Annotated in this window: 18 protein-coding genes and 1 pseudogene; 9 read left to right on the top strand and 10 right to left on the bottom strand. The window is 70.0% G+C overall.

Going from position 1 to position 21,787, the window contains the following annotated elements; all coding sequences use genetic code 11:
• Nucleotides 1–292: pseudogene (locus GA0115259_RS16760) on the top strand (C4-dicarboxylate ABC transporter); the annotation flags it as partial.
• Nucleotides 293–315: 23 nt separating this feature from the next.
• Here the strand turns inward: GA0115259_RS16760 and GA0115259_RS16755 are convergent.
• The 3 genes from GA0115259_RS16755 to GA0115259_RS16745 all read right to left on the bottom strand — a co-directional run bounded on the left by GA0115259_RS16755 (nt 316) and on the right by GA0115259_RS16745 (nt 4,026).
• Nucleotides 316–864 carry a helix-turn-helix domain-containing protein gene (locus GA0115259_RS16755; protein ID WP_093597278.1) on the bottom strand — a complete coding sequence of 183 codons (549 nt, stop codon included), beginning with the start codon at nt 862–864 and terminating at the stop codon, nt 316–318.
• Nucleotides 865–995: 131 nt separating this feature from the next.
• Nucleotides 996–2,915: an ABC transporter permease/substrate binding protein gene (locus GA0115259_RS16750; RefSeq protein WP_093597275.1), complete on the bottom strand. Its 1,920-nt coding sequence runs from the start codon at nt 2,913–2,915 to the stop codon at nt 996–998.
• Nucleotides 2,908–4,026: a quaternary amine ABC transporter ATP-binding protein gene (locus GA0115259_RS16745; RefSeq protein WP_176732572.1), complete on the bottom strand. Its 1,119-nt coding sequence runs from the start codon at nt 4,024–4,026 to the stop codon at nt 2,908–2,910. The genes GA0115259_RS16750 and GA0115259_RS16745 overlap by 8 nt, the downstream gene beginning before the upstream one ends.
• A gap of 376 nt (nt 4,027–4,402) precedes the next feature.
• On the opposite strand from GA0115259_RS16745, the gene GA0115259_RS16740 reads away from it, so the two are divergent.
• The 4 genes from GA0115259_RS16740 to GA0115259_RS16725 all read left to right on the top strand — a co-directional run bounded on the left by GA0115259_RS16740 (nt 4,403) and on the right by GA0115259_RS16725 (nt 8,320).
• Nucleotides 4,403–5,308, top strand: coding sequence for a 5'-3' exonuclease (locus GA0115259_RS16740; protein WP_093597281.1), 906 nt, complete (start codon nt 4,403–4,405; stop codon nt 5,306–5,308).
• Nucleotides 5,309–5,387: 79 nt separating this feature from the next.
• The gene (locus GA0115259_RS16735) at nt 5,388–6,257 is read left to right on the top strand and encodes a siderophore-interacting protein (RefSeq protein ID WP_093597272.1); all 870 of its coding nucleotides are present in this window, start codon (nt 5,388–5,390) and stop codon (nt 6,255–6,257) included.
• A 185-nt stretch (nt 6,258–6,442) separates the two neighbouring features.
• Entirely contained in the window at nt 6,443–6,622 is a 180-nt protein-coding gene (locus GA0115259_RS16730; RefSeq protein ID WP_093597269.1) for a hypothetical protein, read from the top strand.
• Nucleotides 6,623–6,727: 105 nt separating this feature from the next.
• Nucleotides 6,728–8,320 (top strand): amino acid permease, encoded by a 1,593-nt coding sequence (locus tag GA0115259_RS16725; RefSeq protein WP_093597266.1) that lies wholly within the window; start codon nt 6,728–6,730, stop codon nt 8,318–8,320.
• 177 nt (nt 8,321–8,497) lie between these two features.
• Here the strand turns inward: GA0115259_RS16725 and GA0115259_RS16720 are convergent, their stop codons facing one another.
• The gene (locus GA0115259_RS16720) at nt 8,498–9,214 is read right to left on the bottom strand and encodes a TetR/AcrR family transcriptional regulator (RefSeq protein WP_093597263.1); all 717 of its coding nucleotides are present in this window, start codon (nt 9,212–9,214) and stop codon (nt 8,498–8,500) included.
• Between the two features lie 157 nt (nt 9,215–9,371).
• On the opposite strand from GA0115259_RS16720, the gene GA0115259_RS16715 reads away from it, so the two are divergent.
• From GA0115259_RS16715 to GA0115259_RS16700, 4 genes are read left to right on the top strand one after another with little or no spacing between them, the layout of a single operon-like run.
• Nucleotides 9,372–10,199 (top strand): urea amidolyase associated protein UAAP1, encoded by an 828-nt coding sequence (locus GA0115259_RS16715; RefSeq protein WP_093597260.1) that lies wholly within the window; start codon nt 9,372–9,374, stop codon nt 10,197–10,199.
• A complete protein-coding gene (locus tag GA0115259_RS16710) occupies nt 10,196–10,891 on the top strand; it encodes an urea amidolyase associated protein UAAP2 (RefSeq protein WP_093597257.1) in 696 nt (231 codons plus the stop codon). The genes GA0115259_RS16715 and GA0115259_RS16710 overlap by 4 nt, the downstream gene beginning before the upstream one ends.
• Nucleotides 10,888–14,502, top strand: a complete 3,615-nt coding sequence (gene uca / locus GA0115259_RS16705; RefSeq protein WP_093597254.1) for an urea carboxylase — start codon at nt 10,888–10,890, stop codon at nt 14,500–14,502. Before GA0115259_RS16710 ends, uca begins: the two co-directional genes overlap by 4 nt.
• A 15-nt stretch (nt 14,503–14,517) precedes the next feature.
• A complete protein-coding gene (locus GA0115259_RS16700) occupies nt 14,518–16,065 on the top strand; it encodes an amidase family protein (RefSeq protein WP_093597251.1) in 1,548 nt (515 codons plus the stop codon).
• Between the two features lie 97 nt (nt 16,066–16,162).
• Here the strand turns inward: GA0115259_RS16700 and GA0115259_RS16695 are convergent, their stop codons facing one another.
• From GA0115259_RS16695 to GA0115259_RS16670, 6 genes are all read right to left on the bottom strand, one after another.
• Nucleotides 16,163–18,991 carry a DEAD/DEAH box helicase gene (locus tag GA0115259_RS16695; protein WP_093597248.1) on the bottom strand — a complete coding sequence of 943 codons (2,829 nt, stop codon included), beginning with the start codon at nt 18,989–18,991 and terminating at the stop codon, nt 16,163–16,165.
• 103 nt (nt 18,992–19,094) lie between these two features.
• On the bottom strand, nt 19,095–20,036 hold the full coding sequence (tatC, locus tag GA0115259_RS16690) for a twin-arginine translocase subunit TatC (RefSeq protein WP_093597245.1): 942 nt from the start codon (nt 20,034–20,036) through the stop codon (nt 19,095–19,097).
• Nucleotides 20,037–20,079: 43 nt separating this feature from the next.
• The gene (tatA, locus tag GA0115259_RS16685) at nt 20,080–20,376 is read right to left on the bottom strand and encodes a Sec-independent protein translocase subunit TatA (protein WP_093597242.1); all 297 of its coding nucleotides are present in this window, start codon (nt 20,374–20,376) and stop codon (nt 20,080–20,082) included.
• Between the two features lie 214 nt (nt 20,377–20,590).
• Nucleotides 20,591–20,788: a hypothetical protein gene (locus GA0115259_RS16680; protein ID WP_093597239.1), complete on the bottom strand. Its 198-nt coding sequence runs from the start codon at nt 20,786–20,788 to the stop codon at nt 20,591–20,593.
• 39 nt (nt 20,789–20,827) lie between these two features.
• Nucleotides 20,828–21,079 (bottom strand): hypothetical protein, encoded by a 252-nt coding sequence (locus GA0115259_RS16675; RefSeq protein ID WP_237540103.1) that lies wholly within the window; start codon nt 21,077–21,079, stop codon nt 20,828–20,830.
• A 75-nt stretch (nt 21,080–21,154) separates the two neighbouring features.
• On the bottom strand, nt 21,155–21,787 hold a 633-nt coding region (locus GA0115259_RS16670; protein ID WP_093597233.1), incomplete at its 5' end, for a WYL domain-containing protein.

Raw genomic sequence — 21,787 nt, 5'->3', positions numbered from 1 at the left:
GCTGTGGCTGGCGCTGGCGGCGGCCCTGGTGGTGCGGGCCGCCCGGCGCGGAATGCGGTTCACGATGGCCTGGTGGGCCTTCACCTTCCCGGTCGGTACGTGTGTGACGGGCACCGAGGTGCTGGCCGGCCGTACCGGTCTGGTGGCGCTGGAATGGCTGGCGGTGGGCCTGTACGTACTGCTGGTGACGGCCTGGGCGGTGGCCGGGTGGCACACACTGCGCGGACTGATCGGCGGAGCGCTGCTCGCAGCACCGCCCGCGCCTCGGCCGGTGACGGCCGGTACCGCGTGAGAAACCGCCCGCCGGCCGGGCGCTCAGCGCCGTGGATCGACGGTCGCGTCGATGTGCTCGGCGACGGCGACGACGAGGATGCGGGTGCCGGGCTCGGTGGCCCGCCAGCGGTGCCGTACACCACCGGAGAGATACAGCGTGTCACCGCGCTCCAGCCGGTAGGCACGGCCCTCGGCCTCGACCTCGGCGGCGCCGTCGGCGATGTACATGATCTCGTCGTTGCGGTGCTGGTACTCCCGGCCGGTGTCCTGCTCACCGGTGAATTCCTTGGCGTTGAGCTGATGTCCGCCCCGGACCACCCGCCGGACGCCGGGCCCGGCGTCGGCGGCCCGTACGACATCGACCGTGCGCGCGGAGTCGGCGGCGGCGTGCAGCCGTGCGGGCGTCGTCTCCAGGGCGTCCGCCACCCGTTCCAGTGACCGGGTGCTCGGCCGGGCGCGCTCGTTCTCGATCTGGCTGAGGAAGGGCACCGACAGTCCGCTACGGGCGGCGACCGCCGCCAGGGTCAGGCCCAGGGACCTGCGCCGCCTGCGGACGGCCGCGCCCACCCTGAGCGCTTCCTTGTCGTCCATGACTGGCTCCCTCCCGACCGGATCGTCATCTTCTCAGAGTTGACGCCAGTACAAGAGCTGTCCTGCCTCACCCGCTGCCGAACCCCGGGCGGTACGAACACACGGGCGAGGGAAGCAGGCGGCCCCCGGGGTCAATAATGCGCGTCGGCGGGTGATTCGCAAAGAGCCCCGGCATCTGCCCGAGCCCCGGCATCTGCCCGACAGCCGGTAAGCGGGTGGGACGCGCCCGCCGCCTTGTCGGCGCCGCCGACCGGAGTCCACCGGTCGGCGAGACCGGGATGGTCCTTGAGCCAGGCCCGTACGGCCTCCTGTTCCTTCCCCTTGCCGGTCGACTGGATCCGCGCCTCAAGTCCGGTGAGCTGTTCCTCGCTCATCGTGAAGTCCTTCAGCCAGGACGCGGCCTGCGGATGATCGGCGGAGAATCCCTTGCGGGCCAGGGTGTGGACACCGTCGCTCTCCGCGCCGAAAGCCTTCCTCGGGTCCTTCAGCTTGGTGAGGTCGTATGTGCTGTATGCCCAGTGCGGCGACCAGAGCACGACGACGACAGGTTCCTTCTTCTGGTACGCGCGCTTCAGCTCGGCCAGCATGCCCGGCGTGGAGCCGTCGACCAGGGTGTACTCGTCCTCCAGGCCGTACTCCTTGAGGACCTTGTCCTTGAGCAGACCCATCTCGCCCGCGCTGGGCTCGATGCCGATGATCCGGCCCTTGAAGGTGGAGCTCTTGCCCTTGAGGTCGTCGAGGGAGTCGAAGCCCTTCACATAGGCGGGCACGGAAAGCTCCAGCGAGGTCTGGTCGTACCAGGAGCCCAGGTCCTCCAGACCGTTCTTGTACTTCGCCCAGTACGCGGCATGTGTGACCGGCAGCCAGGAGTCGGTCTGGATGTCGATCTGGCCGCCCGCCTGGCCGGTGTAGAGGGAACCGGCCTCGTACTGCCTGGCGTCGACCTCGAAGCCGCGCCGCTCCAGCAGTTCCTTCCAGAGGAAGGTGGAGGCGATGCCCTCGTCCCACGGGATGTATCCCATGCTGATCTTCTTGCCCCGGCCGACGTTCCCGGCGTCGGAGGCGGTGTTCGTGGCGGACGAGGAGCCGCCGAAGAGACCGATGCCGCCCGCGACGAGCGCGAGCACGACCACTCCGGCGAGGGCGACGACGGGCTGCGGACGGTGGTTCCAGAGCTTCACTCCGCCCGCCAGCTCCTTCGCCCTGGCCAGCGCGCGGCGGCCGACCGGCGAGACCTGGAGACTGAGGGCACCGGTGATCCGGTCCAGATACATCGCCAGGATGACGACGGAGACACCTGCCTCGAAGCCGAGGCCGATATCGACATTGCCGATGGCGCGGTAGACGGCGCCGCCGAGACCGCCGCCGCCGACCATGCCCGCGATGACCACCATGGACAGGCCCAGCATGATGACCTGATTGATACCGGCCATGATCGTCTGGAGGGCCAGCGGAAGCTGTACGCGCAGCAGTGTGTTGCGCGGGCTGGTGCCGAACGCCTCGGCGGCCTCGACCAGTTCTCCGTCGACCTGACGGATGCCCAGCTCGGTCATCCGGACGCCGGGCGGCAGCGAGAAGATGATCGTGGCGATGATGCCGGGAACCACTCCGACGCCGAAGAAGAAGACTCCCGGGATCAGATAGACCATGGCGGGCATGGTCTGCATGAAGTCGAGCACCGGGCGGGTGAGCGAGCTGACCGTTCTGGAGCGCGCGGCCCAGACGCCCAGCGGGACCGCGATCAGCAGCGTCACGATGGTCGAGACGAGCACCAGCGAGAGAGTCGCCATCGAGTCGTCCCACAGCTCGACGGAGTCGATCAGGGCGAAGCCGGCGAAGGTGAGGACGCCCGCGACCAGGCTGCGCAGCCACCAGGCGAGAACGGCGAGGATGCCCGCGAGGAGCAGCGGCTCCGGCGCGGAGAGCACCGCGTCGATGCCGTCGTACATTCCGGAGACGATCGAGCCGATCGCGTCGAACAGCCAGGAGAGATGGCGCTGAAGGAAGTCGACGGCGGAGTCGACGCCGTCGCCGAGACGGAACCTAGGCACGGGTGACCGCCTTGCCTGCGGCGGAGGCCTGTGCGGCTGCGGGCGTCATCGGCTCGCCGAGTACGGCCAGCAGCCGGGCGCGCGGCACCACTCCGACGAGTTTGCCCTTGCCGTCGGTGACAGCGACCGCGACTCCGCTGGTGGAGCAGGGCGTGAACAGCTCGCTGATCGGAGTCGACTCGACCACACCGGCGGGCGCGGCGGACAGGACGTCCTCGGCGGTGAGGAGTTCTCTGCCGTCGTCCGTACGGGTGCCGTAGACGGTCTCGGGATCGGACATGATCGCACCGGCCGTGAGCACCCGGGAGCGGTCGACGTCCTTGGTGAAGGAGGCGACATAGTCGTTGGCGGGAGTGACGAGGATGTCCTCGGCGCTGCCCTGCTGGACGATCTCGCCGTCGCGCATCACGGCGATCCGGTCACCGAGGCGCATGGCCTCGTTGAGGTCATGGGTGATGAACACGATGGTCTTCTTGAGCCGCTTCTGGAGTTCGAGGAGCTGATCCTGCATATCGCGGCGGATCAGCGGATCGAGCGCGCTGAAGGACTCGTCCATCAGCAGCAGATCGGCGTCGGTGGCGAGGGCGCGGGCGAGGCCGACGCGCTGCTGCATACCGCCGGACAGCTCGTCCGGCCAGGATGTCTCCCAGCCGCCCAGACCGGTGAGCTCCAGCGCCTCGGCTGCGCGCTTGGCACGCTCCGCGCGCGGTACGCCCTGCACTTCCAGCCCGTACGCGGCGTTCTCCAGGACGCTGCGGTGCGGAAAGAGCGCGAAGTGCTGGAAGACCATGCTGATCCTGGTGGAGCGGACCTGGCGCAGCTCCTGCGGGCTCAGGGCGGTCAGGTCCTGGCCGTCGAAGAGGACCCGTCCCGAGGTGGGTTCGAGCAGCCCGTTGAGCATGCGCAGCAGCGTGGACTTGCCGGATCCCGACAGACCCATGACGACGAAGATCTGGCCCGGCTCGACCGAGAAGGAGGCGTCGATGACCGCTGCCGTCGTGCCGGCCGCCCGCAGCTCGTCACGGTCCGTACCGTTCTTCAGCAGGGACACGGCTTCGTCGGGTTGTCTGCCGAAGACCTTGTACAGATGGTCGGCTTGCAGCCTGGACACATATACCTCACGCGTTGAACGGATACGGCCCGCACACCCCCGCGGGCAGGCCGTGGAACGAGCGGGTTCGGCCCGCCGCACCCGGTGTGGCCATGGAAGATGCGCCCGGGTTCGTTCCGGGGGCGCGCCTGCCCTTGGTTACACGAGCCAAACGATTTAGTGGCCCAGGTCACAGCCGATCGAGCGACATCGGCGTGAAATTCCCTTCCACGGAAGGAGCGATGACAGACTGTGACCATCTTTGCCCGCTCTTGCGGCCATTCCGTCAGGGCGGTCGGCAGGCGGTCGGCAGGCGGCGGCTGTCCGTCGGCGGCGACTGTCAGTGGGGCGGCTGTCAGTGGGCTGGGGCATCATCAAGGTTGTGACGCGACGCCTGATGCTCCTCGACACCGCTTCCCTCTACTTCCGGGCCTATTTCGGGGTTCCCGACTCCGTGCGGGCCCCGGACGGCACGCCGGTCAACGCGGTGCGCGGGCTGCTCGACTTCATCGCACGCCTGGTCCAGGACCACCGGCCCGACGAGCTGGTGGCCTGTATGGACGCGGACTGGCGGCCTCAGTGGCGGGTGGAGCTGATCCCGTCGTACAAGGCCCATCGCGTGGCCGAGGAGCGGGCGGAAGGGCCCGACGAGGAGGAGACCCCGGACACGCTCACGCCACAGGTCCCGGTGATCGAGGCGGTGCTCGACGCACTCGGTATCGCCCGGGTCGGCGTCGCGGGATACGAGGCGGACGACGTGATCGGCACGCTCGTCGGCCGGGCGACGGGCCCGGTGGACATCGTCACCGGCGACCGCGATCTCTACCAGCTCGTGGACGACGCCCGTGGTGTCCGGGTGCTCTATCCGCTGAAGGGCGTGGGCACGCTCCAGCTCACCGACGAGGCGGTTCTGCGCGAGAAGTACGGAGTCGACGGGCCCGGATATGTCGATCTGGCGCTGCTGCGCGGCGATCCGAGCGACGGACTGCCCGGTGTGCCGGGAATCGGCGAGAAGACCGCGGCCAAGCTGCTGGACGCCTTCGGCGATCTGGCCGGGATCATGGCGGCGGTGGACGATCCGCGCTCGAAGCTCACTCCGTCGCAGCGCAAGCGGCTGGACGAGGCCCGGGACTATGTGGCGGTCGCGCCCACGGTGGTCCGGGTCGCCGGGGACGTTCCGCTGCCGGAGTTCGATCCGGCCCTGCCTTCGGAGCCGCGCGATCCGGCGCTGGTCGAGGCGCTCGCCGCCCGGTGGGGGCTCGGCGGCGCGCTCCAGAGACTTCTGGTCACTCTGAAGAGCTGAGGCCCACGGCAGGGCCGTCCCAGGGCCGAGGTGTTAGCTTAGGTAAGCCTAAGCATCACCAGAGTCTGGGGAGACCACCGTGGCAGAACAGCCGGCCCGCAGGGCACCGAAGGCGCGTGAGGCACAGGTCGTGAGCACCGAGTGGCTCACACCGCACATGGTGCGTGTCGTTCTGGGCGGTGACGGGCCGGCCGGTCTGGAGGCCGGTGAGTTCACCGACCACTACATCAAGCTGCTGTTCGCCGCGGATGGCGTGACCTATCCCGAACCGTTCGACATGGAGCGGATCCGCGCGGAGTTCCCGCGTGACCAGTGGCCCACGACCCGTACGTACACGGTGCGCGCCTGGGACCGGGACGCCGGCGAGCTGACCGTCGACTTCGTGGTGCACGGCGACGAGGGCCTGGCCGGACCATGGGCGGCCCGGGTGCGGCCGGGCGAGACCGTACGGTTCCTCGGGCCCGGCGGCTCGTACGCACCGGACCCGGCGGCGGACTGGCATCTGCTGGCCGGGGACGAGAGCGCCCTGCCCGCGATCGCCGCCTCGCTGGAGCGGCTTCCGGCCGGTGCGAGCGTGCATGCCTTTGTCGAGGTCTCGGGCCCCGAGGAGGAGCAGAAGGTCACGACGCCGGACGGCACCGGAATCACCTGGCTGCACCGCGGTGACCGCCCGGTCGGTGAGGCGCTGGTCGCCGCCGTACGGGAGTTGGAGTTCCCAGCGGGTGAGGTCCATGCCTTTGTGCACGGCGAGGCCGGCTTTGTACGGGACCTCCGCCGTCATCTGCGGCTGGAGCGGAACGTCCCGCGCGAGCGGCTGTCGGCGTCGGGATACTGGCGGCTCGGCCAGAGCGACGAGGCCTGGCGCGCCGTCAAGCGCGAGTGGAACGAGCAGGTGGAGCGGGAGCAGGAGACGCGAGAGCAGGAGGCACGGGAGCAGAAGGTGAGCTGATCTTCGTACCGCTTACCGCTCCCCTGGCATGAAGAAGGGCCATCCGCGCTCCGGCGCCCGGGTGGCCTTTCGCGTGCCGTGTGCCGTGTACGTCGTACCGCTGACGCGTCGACGTGCCGATGCGCCGTCAGAGCGTCGGCAGCACCGATGCCTTCAGATCGCCGTGCGGATCGTAGACGGCACACATGATGTCGCGGTCGCCGTCCGCCGGTCTGCTGCCCTCGCCGTCCGCCTTCCTGGTGCTGGTCGGCGGCCTGCTGACCGCCCGCGCCCTGGGCGCGGTAGCGCTGGTGATCGTCTTCGGGACCGTCGCGACGGGCGGCTGTCTCTATTTCCTCGCCGCGGTCTCCGCCCTCTCCGCGTGAGCACTTGGGCGCCGCGCGGACACGGACGCGTCACGCCGGTGAAACAGCCTCTCCCTAATTTCTGTCAATCGACAGGAATCAGTGAGTGAGCTGACAGGGGCTGCCATGACCGGTACCGGCACCGCATCCACGGACGCACGGCACGACCCACTAAGCGCCGGTCCCGGCGGCCCAGGGACAGGCTCCGGCACGGCCACAGGCACCGATCGGCGCGACGCGGCCGAGCTGGCCGGCTTCGGCTACCGGCAGGAGCTGCACCGGAGCCTGGGGCGGTACGCCTCGTTCGCCGCCGGGTTCTCCTTCATCTCCGTCCTCACCACCGTGTTCCAGTTCTTCGCCTTCGGCTTCTCGTTCGGCGGCGCGGCCTTCTTCTGGACCTGGCCGGCCGTGCTCCTCGGACAGTTGCTGGTGGCCGCCTGCTTCGCCGAACTCGCCGCCCGCTACCCGCTGTCGGGCGCGATCTACCAGTGGTCCACCCGGCTGAGCACACCGTCCTTCGGCTGGTTCGCCGGCTGGATCATGGTGATCGGCCAGATGGTCGTGGTGGCCGCGGCGGCCCTTGCGCTCCAGGTCGTACTGCCTGCGATCTGGAGCGGATTCCAGTTCGTCGGCGACGATCCGGCGCCCACCTCCGCGAGCGGCGCCGCGAACGCCGCGCTGCTCGCCGTCGTTCTGCTCGTCCTCACCACGGTCGTGAACCTGCTCGACAACCGTGTGATGTCCGTCGTCAACCGCGTGGGAGTCACCGCCGAGATCATCGGGGCCGCGCTGATCGTGGTGCTGCTGTTCACGCACACCGAGCGCGGTCCCGGTGTCACGCTCCATACCGGCGGCCAGGGCGGGGCCGTCGGCGCGCTGCTGGTGGGCTCCTTCGCCGCGGCGTACGTCCTGATCGGCTTCGACAGCGCGGGCGAGCTGAGCGAGGAGACCCGCAGCCCTCGCCGTACCGCGCCTCGTACGATCCTGCTCGCCCTCGCGTCCGCGGGCGTCCTCGGCGGACTGCTTCTGCTGGGCGGAGTGCTGGCCGCGCCGAGCCTCACCGACGGCCGGCTGGCGACGGAAGGACTCTCGTACGTGCTGACCAGCACCCTCGGCGACGGCGTGGGCCGACTGCTGCTGGCAGATGTGGCGCTGGCTGTCGCCGTGGCCACACTCGCCATCCAGACCTCGGGCTCGTGCATGCTCTTCTCCATGGCGCGGGACGGTGTCCTGCCGGCCGCCGGCCGACTGGCGAAGGTCTCTCCGCGTACGGGCATGCCGACGGGCCCGGCCCTGGTGGTCGGAACGGCCGCGGCGGCGCTCTGTCTGCTCAATCTGGCATCGCCGGAGGCCTTTCTGGCGATCGGCACGACCTGTATCGCGATGCTCTACCTCGCGTATCTGATGGTCACCGGCCCGATGCTGGTCCACAGACTCCGTGGCACCTACACCACGGAGACCGCACTCGACGAGACGGGCCGACCGCTGTTCTCACTCGGCCGCTGGGGCCTGCCGGTCAACGCGGTGGCCTGTCTGTACGGCGCGGCGATGACGATCAATCTGGCCTGGCCCCGGGCCGCGGTCTACGACCCGGCGGGCGGACACTGGTACTTCCAGTGGTTCACGGTCCTCTTCCTCACCATCACAGCGGGCACGGGCGCACTATGGCTGACGGTAGGCACACGCCGGACAAGCCGGGGCTCTACGCTCCCCGAATGAACGAGCCCCGGACAAGCACAACACCAGAGGCCGAAGCAGTACGGCTGAACTGACCGCGCTGGCGTGCTCTCTGGTCATCGCTGGGGCAGGTCCGGGCGTCTCCGGCGGGTGAGCGCGTCGCCGAAGGGACGGACAACGGCGGGACGGAAAGCGAGCCGGACTGCGGGTCGGACCGAGTCAGTCCCGTCCCGCGCACGGTGTCTCCGCGTGCGGTGTCTCCGGGTCCCACGTGCCCTCGTCCCGCGTGCCCTCGTCCCGCGCGCCCTCGTCCCGCGCGCCCGCTATTCGTAGCGCCGCGTCCGCCGTTGCCTCCGCGAACGCCGCCACGGGGCGGTCCGGGTCGGAGCGGTGGACCAGGATCACGCCCTCGATCAGTCCGAAGACCAGGTCCGTACGGAGGGCGAGTTCGGCCTTGTCCAGTTCGGCGCCCGGTCCGGTCTCGGCGAGCAGCCTCCCGTACGCGTCCTTCAGCTCCGCCCGTACATGGTGGAAGCCCGCGAAGCGCTCCGCCCGCACCTCGGGCAGCAGATACAGCCCGCCCAGATTGTGCGGGCCTCTGCAGAGCAGCTCGACGTCCGAGCGGCACAGCTCCCACAGTCTGGTCTCGGCCGCGCGCTTCTCGTCGGCGAGGAGCTCGCGGGCCAGGATCAGCGACGGTGTCACGGTCGATTCGAGCAGCTCGGCGAGGAGATCCTCCTTGCCGCCGAAGTAGTGGTACATCGTGGCCTGACGCATTCCCGCCCGCTCGGCAACGGCCCGCGTGGTGGTCGCCGCGTATCCGAGCGTGGTGAACAACTCGGCCGCCGCCCGCAGCAGTTCGTCCCGCGCGGACAGTCCGCTCTCCGGCCGCTGCTCCGCGCGCGGCCGTCCCACCCGTCGTCCCGTCGTGGCCATGCGACCGATCGTCGCACACACCCGGCCGCCTCGATCTTGCCGCAGGCAGAGTGAGTATCCGGTAACTCCCGTGCAATGGCCGGGCAATGGCATGGACTCGCCGCGCGCTTAATTTCTGTCGGTCGACAGAAACAACGCGGAAGCCGGAGGCCGAGCCATGGCGACAGCGACGACATACGGGGCCAGGAACCACGCCCGCGCGCAGGCGGGCGCCAAGGCCGAGACCATGCCCGTGGTGCCCGCCACCGACTGGCCCGATCCTCCGTGCGAGGCCGGGCATCTCGTCTGGGCGGAGACCGTGGCCGGCGGCGGCTATACCCACCGCGCCGTGGCCCGCGGCACCGAGATCCGGCTCACCGATCCGCGCGGCGACGCCTGCGCCCATCTGCTGCTCCACGCGGACGGCCGTCCCTGGGAGCGGCTCAACACGGCCGACACGGTCAAGGTCCAGTGGAACGCCTACGCACGCGCGGGACAGCTTCTGCTCTCCGGCCAGGGCCGAGTCCTCGCCTCGCTCGTCGAGGACACGGCCGACGGCCACCACGACACCCTGTGCGGCACCTCGACTCTCGCCAGGAACACCGTGCGCTACGGAGACGGCGCGCCGCACTCCGCCTCGCCCGCCGGCCGCGAGCTGTTCAAACTCGCCGCCCTCAAGAACGGTCTGGAGCCGCGCGATCTGCCGCCCTCCGTCTCGTTCTTCCAGGGCGTGACGGTACGGGAGGACGGCGCCCTGGACTTCACGGGCTCGGCGGGTCCGGGCGGCTCGGTGACCTTGCGCGCCGAGCAGGATCTGACGGTACTGATCGCGAATGTGCCGCATCCGCTCGATCCGCGCCCGGAGTACGTGTGCACGCCGCTGGAGGTCCTGGCCTGGATCGCCGCCCCGACGCGGCCCGGCGATCCACTCTGGAACGCCACTCCCGAGGGCCGCCGCGCCTTCCTCAACACCTCCGAATACCTGGCCGCGAGGGGCACCCGATGACCTCCGCGCCGATCTCCGAAGCCACACCGGCCGCGCCGGCCGGGCAGGCCACCTCAGCCACCTCCGTCACCATTCCCGCCCGCGCTCCCTGGTCCGCTCTCGTCCCCGTCGGCTCATATCTCACCCTCACCGATCTGTACGGCAACCAGGCCGTGGACTTCCTCGTGTACGACGCCCATGACACCGCCGTCCGCTACAGCGCGCCCGACACCATCCACGCCCAGGGCGGTGTCTTCCTCACCACCGGCAGTGTGCTCCTGTCGAACGAGCACACCGCGCTGATGACCGTCACCGAGGACACCTGCGGCCAGCACGACACACTCGGCGGTGCCTGCTCCAAGGAGTCCAACACCCTGCGCTACGGCCATCACACCTGGTCGCAGCACGCCTGCATGGACAACTTCCTGATCGAAGGAGCGCGCTACGGCCTCGGTCCGCGCGATCTCGTGCCCAATGTCAACTGGTACATGAACGTGCCGGTGGAGCAGGACGGCACGCTCGGCATCGTCGACGGACTCTCCGCGCCCGGTCTGCGGGTCACACTCCGCGCCGAGACGGACGTACTGGTCCTGATCTCCAACTGCCCTCAGATCAACAATCCTTGCAACGGCTTCGATCCCACCGCCGTGGAAGCCACGATCACCGCCGAAGCACCGGTCGCCGGCAGCCGGGCCAGCGAGGCCAGCGGATGACCTTCGACACCCTCCTCGTCGCCAACCGAGGCGAGATCGCCGTACGGATCATCCGTACCGCCCGCAGGCTCGGCCTCCGTACGGTCGCGGTCTTCTCCGATCCCGACCGCCCGGCGCCTCATGTGCGGCTCGCCGACGAGGCGGTACGGCTCGGTCCCGCGCCCGCCAAGGAGTCGTACCTCGACGCCGGTCTGGTGCTCGCGGCGGCCAAGGACACCGGAGCCGGCGCCATCCATCCCGGCTACGGCTTTCTCTCCGAGGACGCCGGTTTCGCCCGCCGCTGCGAGGACGCGGGTATCGCCTTCGTCGGCCCGACTCCGGCGCAGCTCGGCCTCTTCGGTGCCAAACACACCGCACGCGCCGCCGCCGAGGCCGCGGGCGTCCCGCTCGCGCCCGGCTCCGGCCTGCTGCCTGATCTCACCGCCGCGCTGGCCGCGGCGGACCGAATCGGCTATCCCGTGATGCTCAAGGCGACCGGTGGCGGTGGCGGGATCGGTATGCGCGCGGTGTACGACGCGCCCGGGCTCGCGGACGCCTGGGAGGGCGTACGGCGCGTGTCGGAGGCGGCGTTCTCCTCCACCGGAGTCTTCCTGGAGCGGCTCGTGGAACACGCGCGCCATGTCGAAGTACAGGTCTTCGGCGATGGACAGGGCCGGGTCGTCACCTTCGGCACCCGCGACTGCTCCCTCCAGCGCCGTCATCAGAAAGTGCTCGAAGAGGCGCCCGCGCCCGGCCTCCCCGACTCCGTACGACAGCGACTGACCGTCTCCGCACGGGAGTTGTGCGCGTCGGTGGACTACCGCTCCGCCGGTACGGTCGAGTTCGTGTACGACCAGGTCCGCGAGGAGGCGTCCTTCCTGGAGGTCAACACCCGTCTCCAGGTGGAACATCCGGTCACCGAGGCGGTCCAGGGCGTCGATCTCGTGGAGTGGATGCTGCGGCTGGCCCAGGGCGAGACCGCCGTCGTGAGGGAGCCGGACGCGCCGCGCGGTCATGCCGTCGAAGCACGGCTGTACGCGGAGGATCCGGGCCGGAACCACCGCCCTGGCGCCGGACTCCTCACCCGGGTCGCCTTTCCGCCGGAGCGTGACGGCATACGCGTCGACTCCTGGATCGAGACGGGAACGGAGGTGACCACCGCGTACGATCCGCTGCTGGCCAAGATCGTCGCGCACGGCGACGACCGCGAGTCGGCGCTCGCCGCACTCGACCGGGCCCTCGCTGCCACCCGTATCGACGGCATCGAGACCAATCTCGGGCTGGTGCGCGCCGCTCTGCGCGCTCCGGCCGTCGCCGCCGCCGCGCACTCCACGGCGACGCTCGCGACCGTCACCGATCCGACACCGCGTATCGAGGTGACCGCGGGCGGCACCTTGACCACCGTGCAGGACTGGCCGGGCCGTACCGGCTACTGGCAGGTCGGCGTCCCGCCGTCGGGACCGATGGACAGTCTCTCGTTCCGGCTCGGAAACCGCGCACTCGGCAACGAGCCCGGCGCACCGGGCCTGGAGTGCACACTTCAGGGCCCTACGCTCCGGTTCGGCTCCGCCACCACGGTCTGTGTCACCGGCGCGCCCGCACCGGTGACCGTGGACGGTACGCCGGTCCCGCGGTGGGAGCCCGTGACCGTCCCGGCGGGAGCGTCGCTCGCGATCGGCGCTCCCGCCGAACGGGGACTGCGGACCTATGTCCTGCTCGCAGGCGGCGGTCTGGACGTCCCGGACTTCCTGGGCAGCGCGTCCACCTTCACGCTCGGCCGCTTCGGCGGCCATGGCGGCCGGGCCCTGCGCACGGGCGATGTGCTTCACCCGGAGACGGCGTGCGTACGGAACGACGCGGCGCCCGTACGCCACTCCGAGCGGCCCTGCTTCACCGACCGGTGGGAGATCGGTGTGGTCGAAGGCCCGCACGCGGCACCGGAGTTCTTCACCGAGGAGGACATCCGGGCGTTCTACACGGCGGAATGGAAGGTGCACTTCAACTCCGCGCGCACAGGTGTACGGCTGATCGGCCCCAAGCCTCGCTGGGCCCGAACGGACGGCGGCGAGGCGGGACTTCATCCCTCCAACATCCATGACACGCCGTACGCGGTCGGAGCCGTCGACTACACCGGCGACATGCCGGTGCTGCTCGGTCCCGACGGCCCTTCGCTCGGCGGCTTCGTCTGCCCGGCGACCGTGGTGACCGGCCAGCGCTGGAAGCTCGGCCAGTTGCGTCCCGGCGACACCGTCCGCTTCGTTCCCGTGAGCACCCGCGCCGCCGCCGAGCTGCGCCGCTCCCCCGCCGCCACGCCCGCGCCGGACCGGCCGCTCGTCGGTGACGGCGGCATCCTCGGCCGCCGTCCCGGTGTCACCTACCGCAGGAGCGGCGACGACAACGTACTGGTCGAGTACGGCGAGATGCGGCTCGATCTGGCCCTGCGGATGCGGGTCCACGCGCTGGCGGCAGCGGTGACGGCCGAAAGCCTGGCCGGCATCACCGATCTCACACCGGGCATCCGCTCCCTCCAGATCCAGTTGGATCCGGATGTGCTCTCCCAGGAGGCGCTGCTCGGCATACTCACCCGGATCGAGGACGAACTCCCGCTCACGGACGAGCTGGTGGTGGCGTCCCGTACGGTCCATCTGCCGCTGTCCTGGGACGATCCGGCGACACGCGAGGCCATCGCCCGCTATATGGCGGGCGTACGGGACGACGCGCCCTGGTGCCCGTGGAACATCGAGTTCATCCGCCGTGTCAACGGCCTGGACTCGCCCGAGGATGTCCACCGCACGGTCTTCGACGCCGAGTATCTCGTACTGGGCCTGGGCGATGTGTACTTGGGAGCGCCGGTCGCCACTCCGCTCGATCCCCGGCACCGGCTCGTCACCACCAAGTACAACCCGGCGCGCACCTGGACCGCCGAGAACTCCGTCGGGATCGGCGGCGCGTATCTGTGCGTCTACGGTATGGAAGGGCCCGGCGGCTATCAGTTCGTGGGCCGTACCACCCAGGTCTGGTCGGGCTGGCAGCAGCGCGGGGCGTTCCGCCCGGGCGAACCGTGGCTGCTGCGCTTCTTCGACCGGATCAAGTGGTATCCGGTCGGCGCGGACGAACTCCTCGCGCTACGGGCCGACATGGCGGCGGGCCGTTTCGTGCCACGGATCGAGGAAGGGACCTTCTCGATCCGGGAGCATGAGCGGTTCCTCGCCGCGAACGCCGCCTCGATCGAAGCCTTCCGGGCCCGTCAGGCGGCGGCGTTCGCGGTGGAGCGCGCCGCGTGGGAGGCGTCGGGCGAGTTCGCCCGCGCGGAGGTGGTGGCCGTTCCCGCGCCCACGCGCACCGGGATCAGCGTGCCGACGGGCGCCCGGCTGCTGGAGGCGGAGTTCGCCGCGTCGGTCTGGCGGATCGATGTCGCCGCCGGTGACACCGTACGTGCGGGTCAGCCGTTGCTCGCGCTGGAGGCGATGAAGATGGAGTCCCGGATCCAGGCACCGGCGGACGGCGTGGTGACGGAGATTCTGACGTCGCCCGGCGCACAGGTGGAGGCGGGCACGCCGCTGCTGATCCTGTCCGCGGTGCCGTCGCCCGCGCCCTCCGCCACTTCCTCGTCCTCCGTGTCTCCGGCGTAAGGAGCCTTCGCCGTCATGCCCACCACGTCCGGCACACCAGCCGCGCCCACCACACCCGTCCCACCGTTCTCCGCGCTCGCCCGGGTCCGCACCGCCTATGAGCGGATCGCGCGCGTCGACCGCCCGGAGATCTGGATCACGTTGCGGCCTCAGGCCGAGGTGGAGGCCGAGGCCCGCGCGCTCGACGCCCGCGCCGCCGACACCGACGGTGCCACCGGTCCGCTTCCTCTCGCCGGCCGGCTCCTGGCCGTCAAGGGCAATATCGATGTCGCCGGGCTTCCCACCACGGCAGGCTGCCCGTCGTACGCCTATCTCCCGGAGCGGGACGCCCCGGCCGTGGCGCGGCTCAGAGAGGCGGGCGCGCTGGTGCTCGGCACCACCAACATGGACCAGTTCGCCACCGGTCTGGTCGGCACCCGCTCGCCCTACGGCCCGGTACGCGGCGCCCATGACCCGGAACGGATCTCCGGCGGATCCAGCTCGGGCTCCGCCGTCGCGGTGGCCCTCGGCATCGTGGATCTCGCCCTGGGAACGGACACCGCGGGCTCCGGCCGGGTGCCCGCCGCCTTCAACGGCATCGTCGGGCTGAAACCGTCGCGCGGACTGGTGCCCACCGAGGGCGTGGTCCCGGCGTGCGCGAGTCTGGACTGCGTCACCGTCTTCGCCCGTACGCTCCCGGAGGCCCGGTCGGCGCTCGCGCTGATGTCCGTACCGCCGGGCCGCGCGGCACCGCACCGTACGCCGGGACACACGGGCGACGCCCACACCGGCGACGGGTATACCGGCGCGGCCGATCTCGATCCCACCGTCGCCGGGATCATCCGCCGCGCCCGTGACATCCCCGCGCACCGGCTCTACGCCGACCAGGCACGGCTCGCCTCTCTGCGTACGGCGGCACTCGGCGCCCTGGGCGACGCCGACGCGCTGCTCCTGCCGACCACTCCCGGCCATCCGACACTCGCGGAGGTGGCCGCCGATCCGCTGGGTACCAACGCCCGGCTCGGCCGGTTCACCAACTCCACCAATCTCTTCGATCTGGCCGCGGTCGCCGTCCCGGGCGGCGAGGTGCACGGCCGTCCTTTCGGTGTCATGCTCATCGGCCACGCGGGTACGGACGAGCGCCTGGCCGACCTCGCCGCCCTTCTCACACCGCCTGTCAGGCTCGCGGTGGTGGGCGCGCATCTGACCGGCCTGCCGCTCAATCCACAGCTTCTGGCGCTGGGCGCGCGGCTGGTCCGTACGACGACCACCGCACCGGTCTACCGGCTCTACGCCCTGCCCACCGAGCCGCCGAAGCCCGGACTCGTCCATACGGGCCCGACGGGCGCGGCGGGCGCGGCGGGAGCGGCAGGAGCGGCGATCGAGGCCGAGATCTGGGAGCTGCCGGCCGAGGGACTCGGCTTGCTCCTCGCCGCGCTTCCGCGTCCCATGGCACTGGGCCGGGTGGAACTGGCCGACACGACCACGGTCCCGGGCTTCCTCTGCGAGCCCGCCGCGCTCAGCGACGCCCAGGACATCACCGAATACGGCGGCTGGCGCGCGTACACCACCACACGCCGCTGACCGGCCGGACTGAGCGGCCGAATGGCTGGGCCGGGCCCTCCAGAGCAGGACACCCGGCCCGGCCATCGGCGTACGGCCCGGCCATCGACGTACCGCCTCAGCCCACCGAGCTGTACGCCACCACTCCGCGCAGCACCGCGTCGACCGCCTTGCGCGCGTTCTTCGTCACCGTGCTGTTCTCTCGCGGCGCCGCCGCCGCGATCTGGCCGAGCACATCGATGACCTGCTTGCACCAGCGGACGAAGTCACCGGCCGGCATCTCCGCCTCGCGCAGCACCTCGTCAAGTCCCTTGCCCGAGGCCCACATATAGACCGCCCAGGCGAAGCCGAGGTCGGGCTCGCGCTGTCCGACGCCCTCCGCCTGGTTGATCTTCAGTTCCTCCTCCAGGGCGTCGAGCCTGCCCCAGATATGGATCATCTCGCCGAGCGCGGCCTTCGCCTTGCCGGACGGCAGCTTCGGCGCCACCGCGTCATCGGACTGCCGGGCCTCGTAGACCAGCGCGGAGACACAGGCGGCCAGCTCGGCGGGCGTGAGCCCTTCCCAGACGCCGTCGCGCAGACACTCACTGGCGAGAAGATCGAGCTCGCCGTAGAGCCGGGCCAGCCGCTGGCCGTGCTCGGTGACCTCGTTGCCACGGAGATAGTCCAGCTCGGTGAGGAGCGCGACAATCCGGTCGAACGTACGGGCGATGGTGTTCGTCCGCCCTTCGATCCGGCGCTCCAGCTGGCGGGTGTCCCGCTGGAGCCGGTGATAGCGCTCGGCCCAGCGCGCGTGGTCCTCCCGCTCGTCACAGCCATGGCAGGGATGGGCGCGCAGCTCCGTGCGCAGCCGGGCGATCTCCCGGTCGTCGGCCGCCGCGGCGCGCTGCTTGCGGTGCCGCTCGGGCACGATATGACCGGCCTTCGAACGCAGCGCGGACGCCAGATCGCGGCGCGACTGCGGTGAGCGCGCGTTGAAGGACTTGGGGATCCGCATCCGCTCCAGCGGCTCCACCGGAATCGGGAAGTCCATCGAGGCCAGCCGTTTGACCTGCCGCTCGACGGTCAGCACCAGCGGCCGTGGCCCGTCCTGATGCTCGAAGCCGCGGTGGCCGTTGGCACGCCCGGCCGGCAGCCCGGGATCGAGCACCAGCGCGAGACCGGCGAACTTCCCGGTCGGCACATGGATGACATCGCCGGGCTTGAGCTTCTCCAGCGAGGAGGCCGCGGCGGCCCTGCGCTGCGCCGCGCCCTGTTTGGCCAGATCGGTCTCACGGTCCTTGAGGTCGCGGCGCAGCCGCGCGTACTCCTCGAAGTCCCCGAGATGGCAGGTCATCCCGGCGCGATAGCCGTCGAGTCCCTCCTCGTTCTTCCGCACCTGGCGGGAGATCCCGACGACCGACTTGTCGGCCTGGAACTGGGCGAAGGAGGTCTCCAGCAGCTCACGCGAGCGGTGCCGGCCGAACTGGTGCACGAGATTGACGGCCATGTTGTACGAGGGCCGGAAGCTGGAGCGCAGCGGATACGTCCGGGTCCCGGCCAGCCCGGCGAGCGCGCCCGGATCCATGCCGCGCTGCCAGAGCACCACCGCATGGCCCTCGATATCGATGCCGCGGCGCCCGGCCCGCCCGGTGAGCTGGGTGTACTCGCCGGGTGTGATGTCGGCGTGCTGCTCGCCGTTCCACTTGACGAGCTTCTCCAGCACCACGGACCTGGCCGGCATATTGATACCGAGCGCCAGCGTCTCGGTGGCGAAGACCGCCTTGACCAGACCGCGGACGAACAGCTCCTCCACGACCTCCTTGAAGGTCGGCAGCATTCCGGCGTGGTGCGCGGCGATGCCTCGCTCCAGGCCCTCCAGCCACTCGTAATAGCCGAGGACATGGAGATCCTCGCCCGGGATCGAGGCCGTGCGCTCCTCGACGATCTCGCGGACCCGGCGCCGTGCCTCGTCGTTGTTGAGCCGCAGGCCCGCGTACATGCACTGCTGTACGGCGGCCTCGCAGCCGGCCCGGCTGAAGATGAAGGTGATCGCGGGCAGCAGGCCCTCGGCGTCGAGGCGCTCGATGACCTCGGGCCTGGAGGGTGTCCAGATCCGGCCGCGCTGTCTGCGCTCGCGCTCCCGGTCGGCCTCACGGATCATCTTGCCGCGTCTGCGCTCGCGCGGGTTGTACGTGCGCTGGTTCTCCATCCGGGCCAGCCGGACGAGATCGGGATTGACCTCCCGCCTGGCCACACCACGGCCGCCGTGGTCGGACTCCTCCTCGAAGAGGTCGTACATCCGGCGGCCGGCCAGCACATGCTGCCAGAGCGGCACGGGCCGGTGCTCCGCGACGATCACCTCGGTGTCACCACGGACGGTGTCCAGCCAGTCACCGAACTCCTCGGCGTTGGAGACCGTGGCCGAGAGCGAGACGAGCGTGACCGACTCGGGCAGATGGATGATCACCTCTTCCCAGACGGCGCCCCGGAACCGGTCGGAGAGATAGTGGACCTCGTCCATCACCACATAGCCGAGGCCGAGGAGCGACTGGGAGCCCGCGTAGAGCATGTTGCGCAGCACCTCGGTGGTCATGACGACCACCGGAGCCTCGGAATTGACGCTGTTGTCCCCGGTGAGCAGACCGACCTTGTCCGCGCCGTAGCGCTTGGCCAGATCGGCGTACTTCTGGTTGGAGAGCGCCTTGATGGGCGTGGTGTAGAAGCACTTACGGCCCTTAGCCAGGGCCAGGTGCACGGCGAACTCGCCGACGATCGTCTTGCCCGAGCCGGTGGGCGCCGCGACCAGCACGCCCTTTCCGCCCTCCAGGGCCTGGCAGGCCTCGATCTGGAACGGGTCGAGCGCGAAGTCGTACATCTCGCGGAAGGGTGCGAGCGCCGTGGCCTGCTCGGCGGCGCGAGTCCGCGAAGCGGCGTACCGCTCGGCTGGTGAGAGGTCCTCTGTCATCTTGCTGTCGAGCCTACCCGCCGCCTCGGACAGTCAGCCGATCTTTAATCGTCCTTGGAAACCACCCGTGCGGCGGCCGGTGGGCCGCCGCACGGGAGGAAGGTCAGGTGATGTCGTCGTAGCCGTTCAGCCGGTCCGGGCGCCCGCCGCCGTCGGGCCGGTCGGGCGGCGAGACCGGTTCGACCGCGCCGACGGACTCGGGCGTCAGATCGAGATCGGAGGCCTCGTCGTCGTCGAGATCCGCGTCCGGGTTGTTGCGCCTGCGCCGTCGGTCGTTGAGGAAGCAGACACCCAGCGCCAGGAAGTAGAGCACCACGATGGGGGCGGCCAGCGTCAGCATGGTGAGCGGGTCACCGGTCGGTGTCGCGACCGCGGAGAAGAGCGTGATGCCCAGCACCATGATGCGCCACCAGGAGGCGAGCCGCTTCGCCGAGAGCACTCCGGTGAAGTTCAGCAGGACCAGCAGCAGCGGCAGCTCGAAGGCCAGACCGAAGACGATCACCATACGGACCACGAGATCGAGATACTCGTCCAGCGGCAGCAGGTTCCGCGCGTTCTCCGGAGTGAAGTCGAGCAGGATCGTGGCGGTCTGAGGAAGGATCTTGTACGCGAGGACGGCGCCGCTGAGGAAGAGCGGGACGCCGATTCCCACGAACGACAGCGCGTACTTCTTCTCGTGGCTGTGCAGACCGGGCGCCAGGAAGCCCCAGAGCTGGTACAGCCAGACCGGTGAGGACAGCACCACACCGGATACGAGCGAGACCTTCAGGGCGATCGAGAAGGGCGAGATCAGACCGTTGACGGTCATGTCCGCGCACGGCTGGCCGTTCTTCTGTGTCAGCGTGCCGTTGACACAGCCGACCGAGTCCAGGATGGGTTTCATCATGAACTCCATCAGGTCCTTGTTGTAGAACGCGGCGACGACCGTGATGACCAGGATCGCCAGGACCGACTTGAGCAGGCGGTTTCGCAGTTCACGCAGGTGCTCGGCGAGGGGCATGCGCCCCTCGACGTCTTTCTCCTGCTTCCGGGCAGACTTGAGCAACCCGCGTCCCTCGTCTCGTAGCGGCAGCCGTCAGCGGGGTGCGTCAGCTCTGGGCGGTGCGGTTCGGCTCGGTGACCGGACGGGAGCTCGTGACATCCCCGGGCGAAGCCTGGATCGTCCTCGGAGCGGCGGCCTGCTGCTGGGCCGTGGTGTCGGCGGGCTGGTCGGCCGCCGGGGCCGCCGTGTCGTCGTCCTTCTTCATGGCCTTGGCCTCGCTCTTGAGGATGCGGGCCGACTTGCCGAGCGAACGCGCCATGTCGGGAAGCTTCTTGGCACCGAACAGCAACAGGATGACAACGATGATCAGAACGATCTCGAGGGGCTTCAGATTGCCGATCATGTACGACTTCCTTCTCGCTGAGGCGGCTGGGCGGGGGCTGCCCGTACAACCGAACCGGTGTCCGGCCTTAGTACTCGCTGCGATCGTAACCCGCAGGGGTAAACGCGGGGCAATGCCTGTGCATACTCACAACTGCTCCGTTTACCTCTGTTAGAGGTCGCGATCGTCAGCGTACCGTCCGCGCCCGCGGCGCCGGAGGGCGGTGGCGCCGCCGCTACCGCAGCGCGTCTCCCGTCGAGGCCAGCCGGGTGGCGGCGCGTTCCAGGTCCTCCGCGGCCCGGTTGATCCGCTCGGTGGTCTCGGCGACCTGCCGGCCGAGCCGCTGGGCCTCGGCAAAGACCCGGACCGCCAGTACGCCGAGTAGGGCGATCCCGCAGAAACCCAGGGCGATGGCGAGCATGGGCCAGAACATGGGCGAAGCCTGGATCCGTTCTTGAGGAGATGACGTGGTTTACGAGGTGGCGTGCAGACGTAGCGTCCGCACTCCGCCGCCGGTGAGGAGTTCGACGATGCGTTCACCGGCGGGCTTGCGCACCAGACTCTCGCACTCGGGACAGGTGAAGGAGTAGAAGGTGGTCTTCCGGGTGGCGCCGATCGCCAGCCGCAGCGCGCCCGCCGAGAGTTCGAAACGGGCCCGGCACTCCGGACAGGCCGCCTTGAAGAGAACAGGGAGCACCGTCGAGATTTCCGACACTTCAGACATTGCCGACATATTCCTCGGATCTCCTTCTTCCTGCCCGCTTCCCGCCCGTTTCCCGTCCACTCTCATCACTTCTCGTCACTCTCGGCCGTCGTAGGCCGCGAGCGCCTGACCCGCCGCGATCCGCGCGCTCTCCGCGAGATCCGTCGGCGAGACGATCCGTCCGTCACCGCCGAGCCGCAGCGCGAGCCGTCGCAGCGAGGCGGGCGCGGGCGTCCGCAGTGTGATACGCAGACCGCCGTCGGGAAGTTCGACCGCGCTGTCGTGCGGGTAGTACTCCGCCACCCACCGGCCGCCCGGCCCGACCTCGACCACCACCTCGGGATCCTCCGCCGACGGCTGCACGAGCCCTTCCGACAGATCCCTCAGCTCCAGCTCAGGAGGCGCGGCCGGAGCGTCCAGCAGCCTGATCTCGGCGACCCGGTCGAGCCGGAACGTACGCCGTGCCTCGGAGAGCCGGCACCAGGCCTCCATATAGGTGTGGCCCACGGCGAACAGCCGGATCGGGTCGACCTCGCGCTCCGTCAGCTCGTCACGGGCCGGCGAGTAGTAACGCAGCCAGAGCCTGCGGCGCTCGGAGATGGCCCGGTCGACCTCGGCGAACACTCCGCCCTCGGACTCGAAGGTCACCGAGAGCCGGGAGCTGGCTCCGGCGGCCTCCCCGGCCGCGGCCTCCAGCTTGGCGGTGGCGCGCAGCAGCGCCTGCCGGTC

The sequence above is a fragment of the Streptomyces sp. MnatMP-M17 genome (assembly GCF_900091995.1).
GTDB lineage: Bacteria > Actinomycetota > Actinomycetes > Streptomycetales > Streptomycetaceae > Streptomyces.
Note: the sequence above shows the minus strand (reverse complement) of the source record. Positions and strands in the feature narration are given on the sequence as shown.

What these genes read in the sequence shown, in the direction of transcription:
- GA0115259_RS16715 (WP_093597260.1), top strand. Translation starts at nt 9,372, where the DNA reads ATGGCGACAGCGACGACATACGGGGCCAGGAACCACGCCCGCGCGCAG.
- GA0115259_RS16730 (WP_093597269.1), top strand. Translation starts at nt 6,443, where the DNA reads ATGATGTCGCGGTCGCCGTCCGCCGGTCTGCTGCCCTCGCCGTCCGCC.
- GA0115259_RS16755 (WP_093597278.1), bottom strand. Translation starts at nt 864, where the DNA reads ATGGACGACAAGGAAGCGCTCAGGGTGGGCGCGGCCGTCCGCAGGCGG.
- GA0115259_RS16695 (WP_093597248.1), bottom strand. Translation starts at nt 18,991, where the DNA reads ATGACAGAGGACCTCTCACCAGCCGAGCGGTACGCCGCTTCGCGGACT.
- GA0115259_RS16680 (WP_093597239.1), bottom strand. Translation starts at nt 20,788, where the DNA reads ATGTTCTGGCCCATGCTCGCCATCGCCCTGGGTTTCTGCGGGATCGCC.
- GA0115259_RS16710 (WP_093597257.1), top strand. Translation starts at nt 10,196, where the DNA reads ATGACCTCCGCGCCGATCTCCGAAGCCACACCGGCCGCGCCGGCCGGG.
- GA0115259_RS16740 (WP_093597281.1), top strand. Translation starts at nt 4,403, where the DNA reads ATGCTCCTCGACACCGCTTCCCTCTACTTCCGGGCCTATTTCGGGGTT.
- GA0115259_RS16675 (WP_237540103.1), bottom strand. Translation starts at nt 21,079, where the DNA reads ATGTCTGAAGTGTCGGAAATCTCGACGGTGCTCCCTGTTCTCTTCAAG.
- uca (WP_093597254.1), top strand. Translation starts at nt 10,888, where the DNA reads ATGACCTTCGACACCCTCCTCGTCGCCAACCGAGGCGAGATCGCCGTA.
- GA0115259_RS16700 (WP_093597251.1), top strand. Translation starts at nt 14,518, where the DNA reads ATGCCCACCACGTCCGGCACACCAGCCGCGCCCACCACACCCGTCCCA.
- GA0115259_RS16720 (WP_093597263.1), bottom strand. Translation starts at nt 9,214, where the DNA reads ATGGCCACGACGGGACGACGGGTGGGACGGCCGCGCGCGGAGCAGCGG.
- GA0115259_RS16725 (WP_093597266.1), top strand. Translation starts at nt 6,728, where the DNA reads ATGACCGGTACCGGCACCGCATCCACGGACGCACGGCACGACCCACTA.
- tatA (WP_093597242.1), bottom strand. Translation starts at nt 20,376, where the DNA reads ATGATCGGCAATCTGAAGCCCCTCGAGATCGTTCTGATCATCGTTGTC.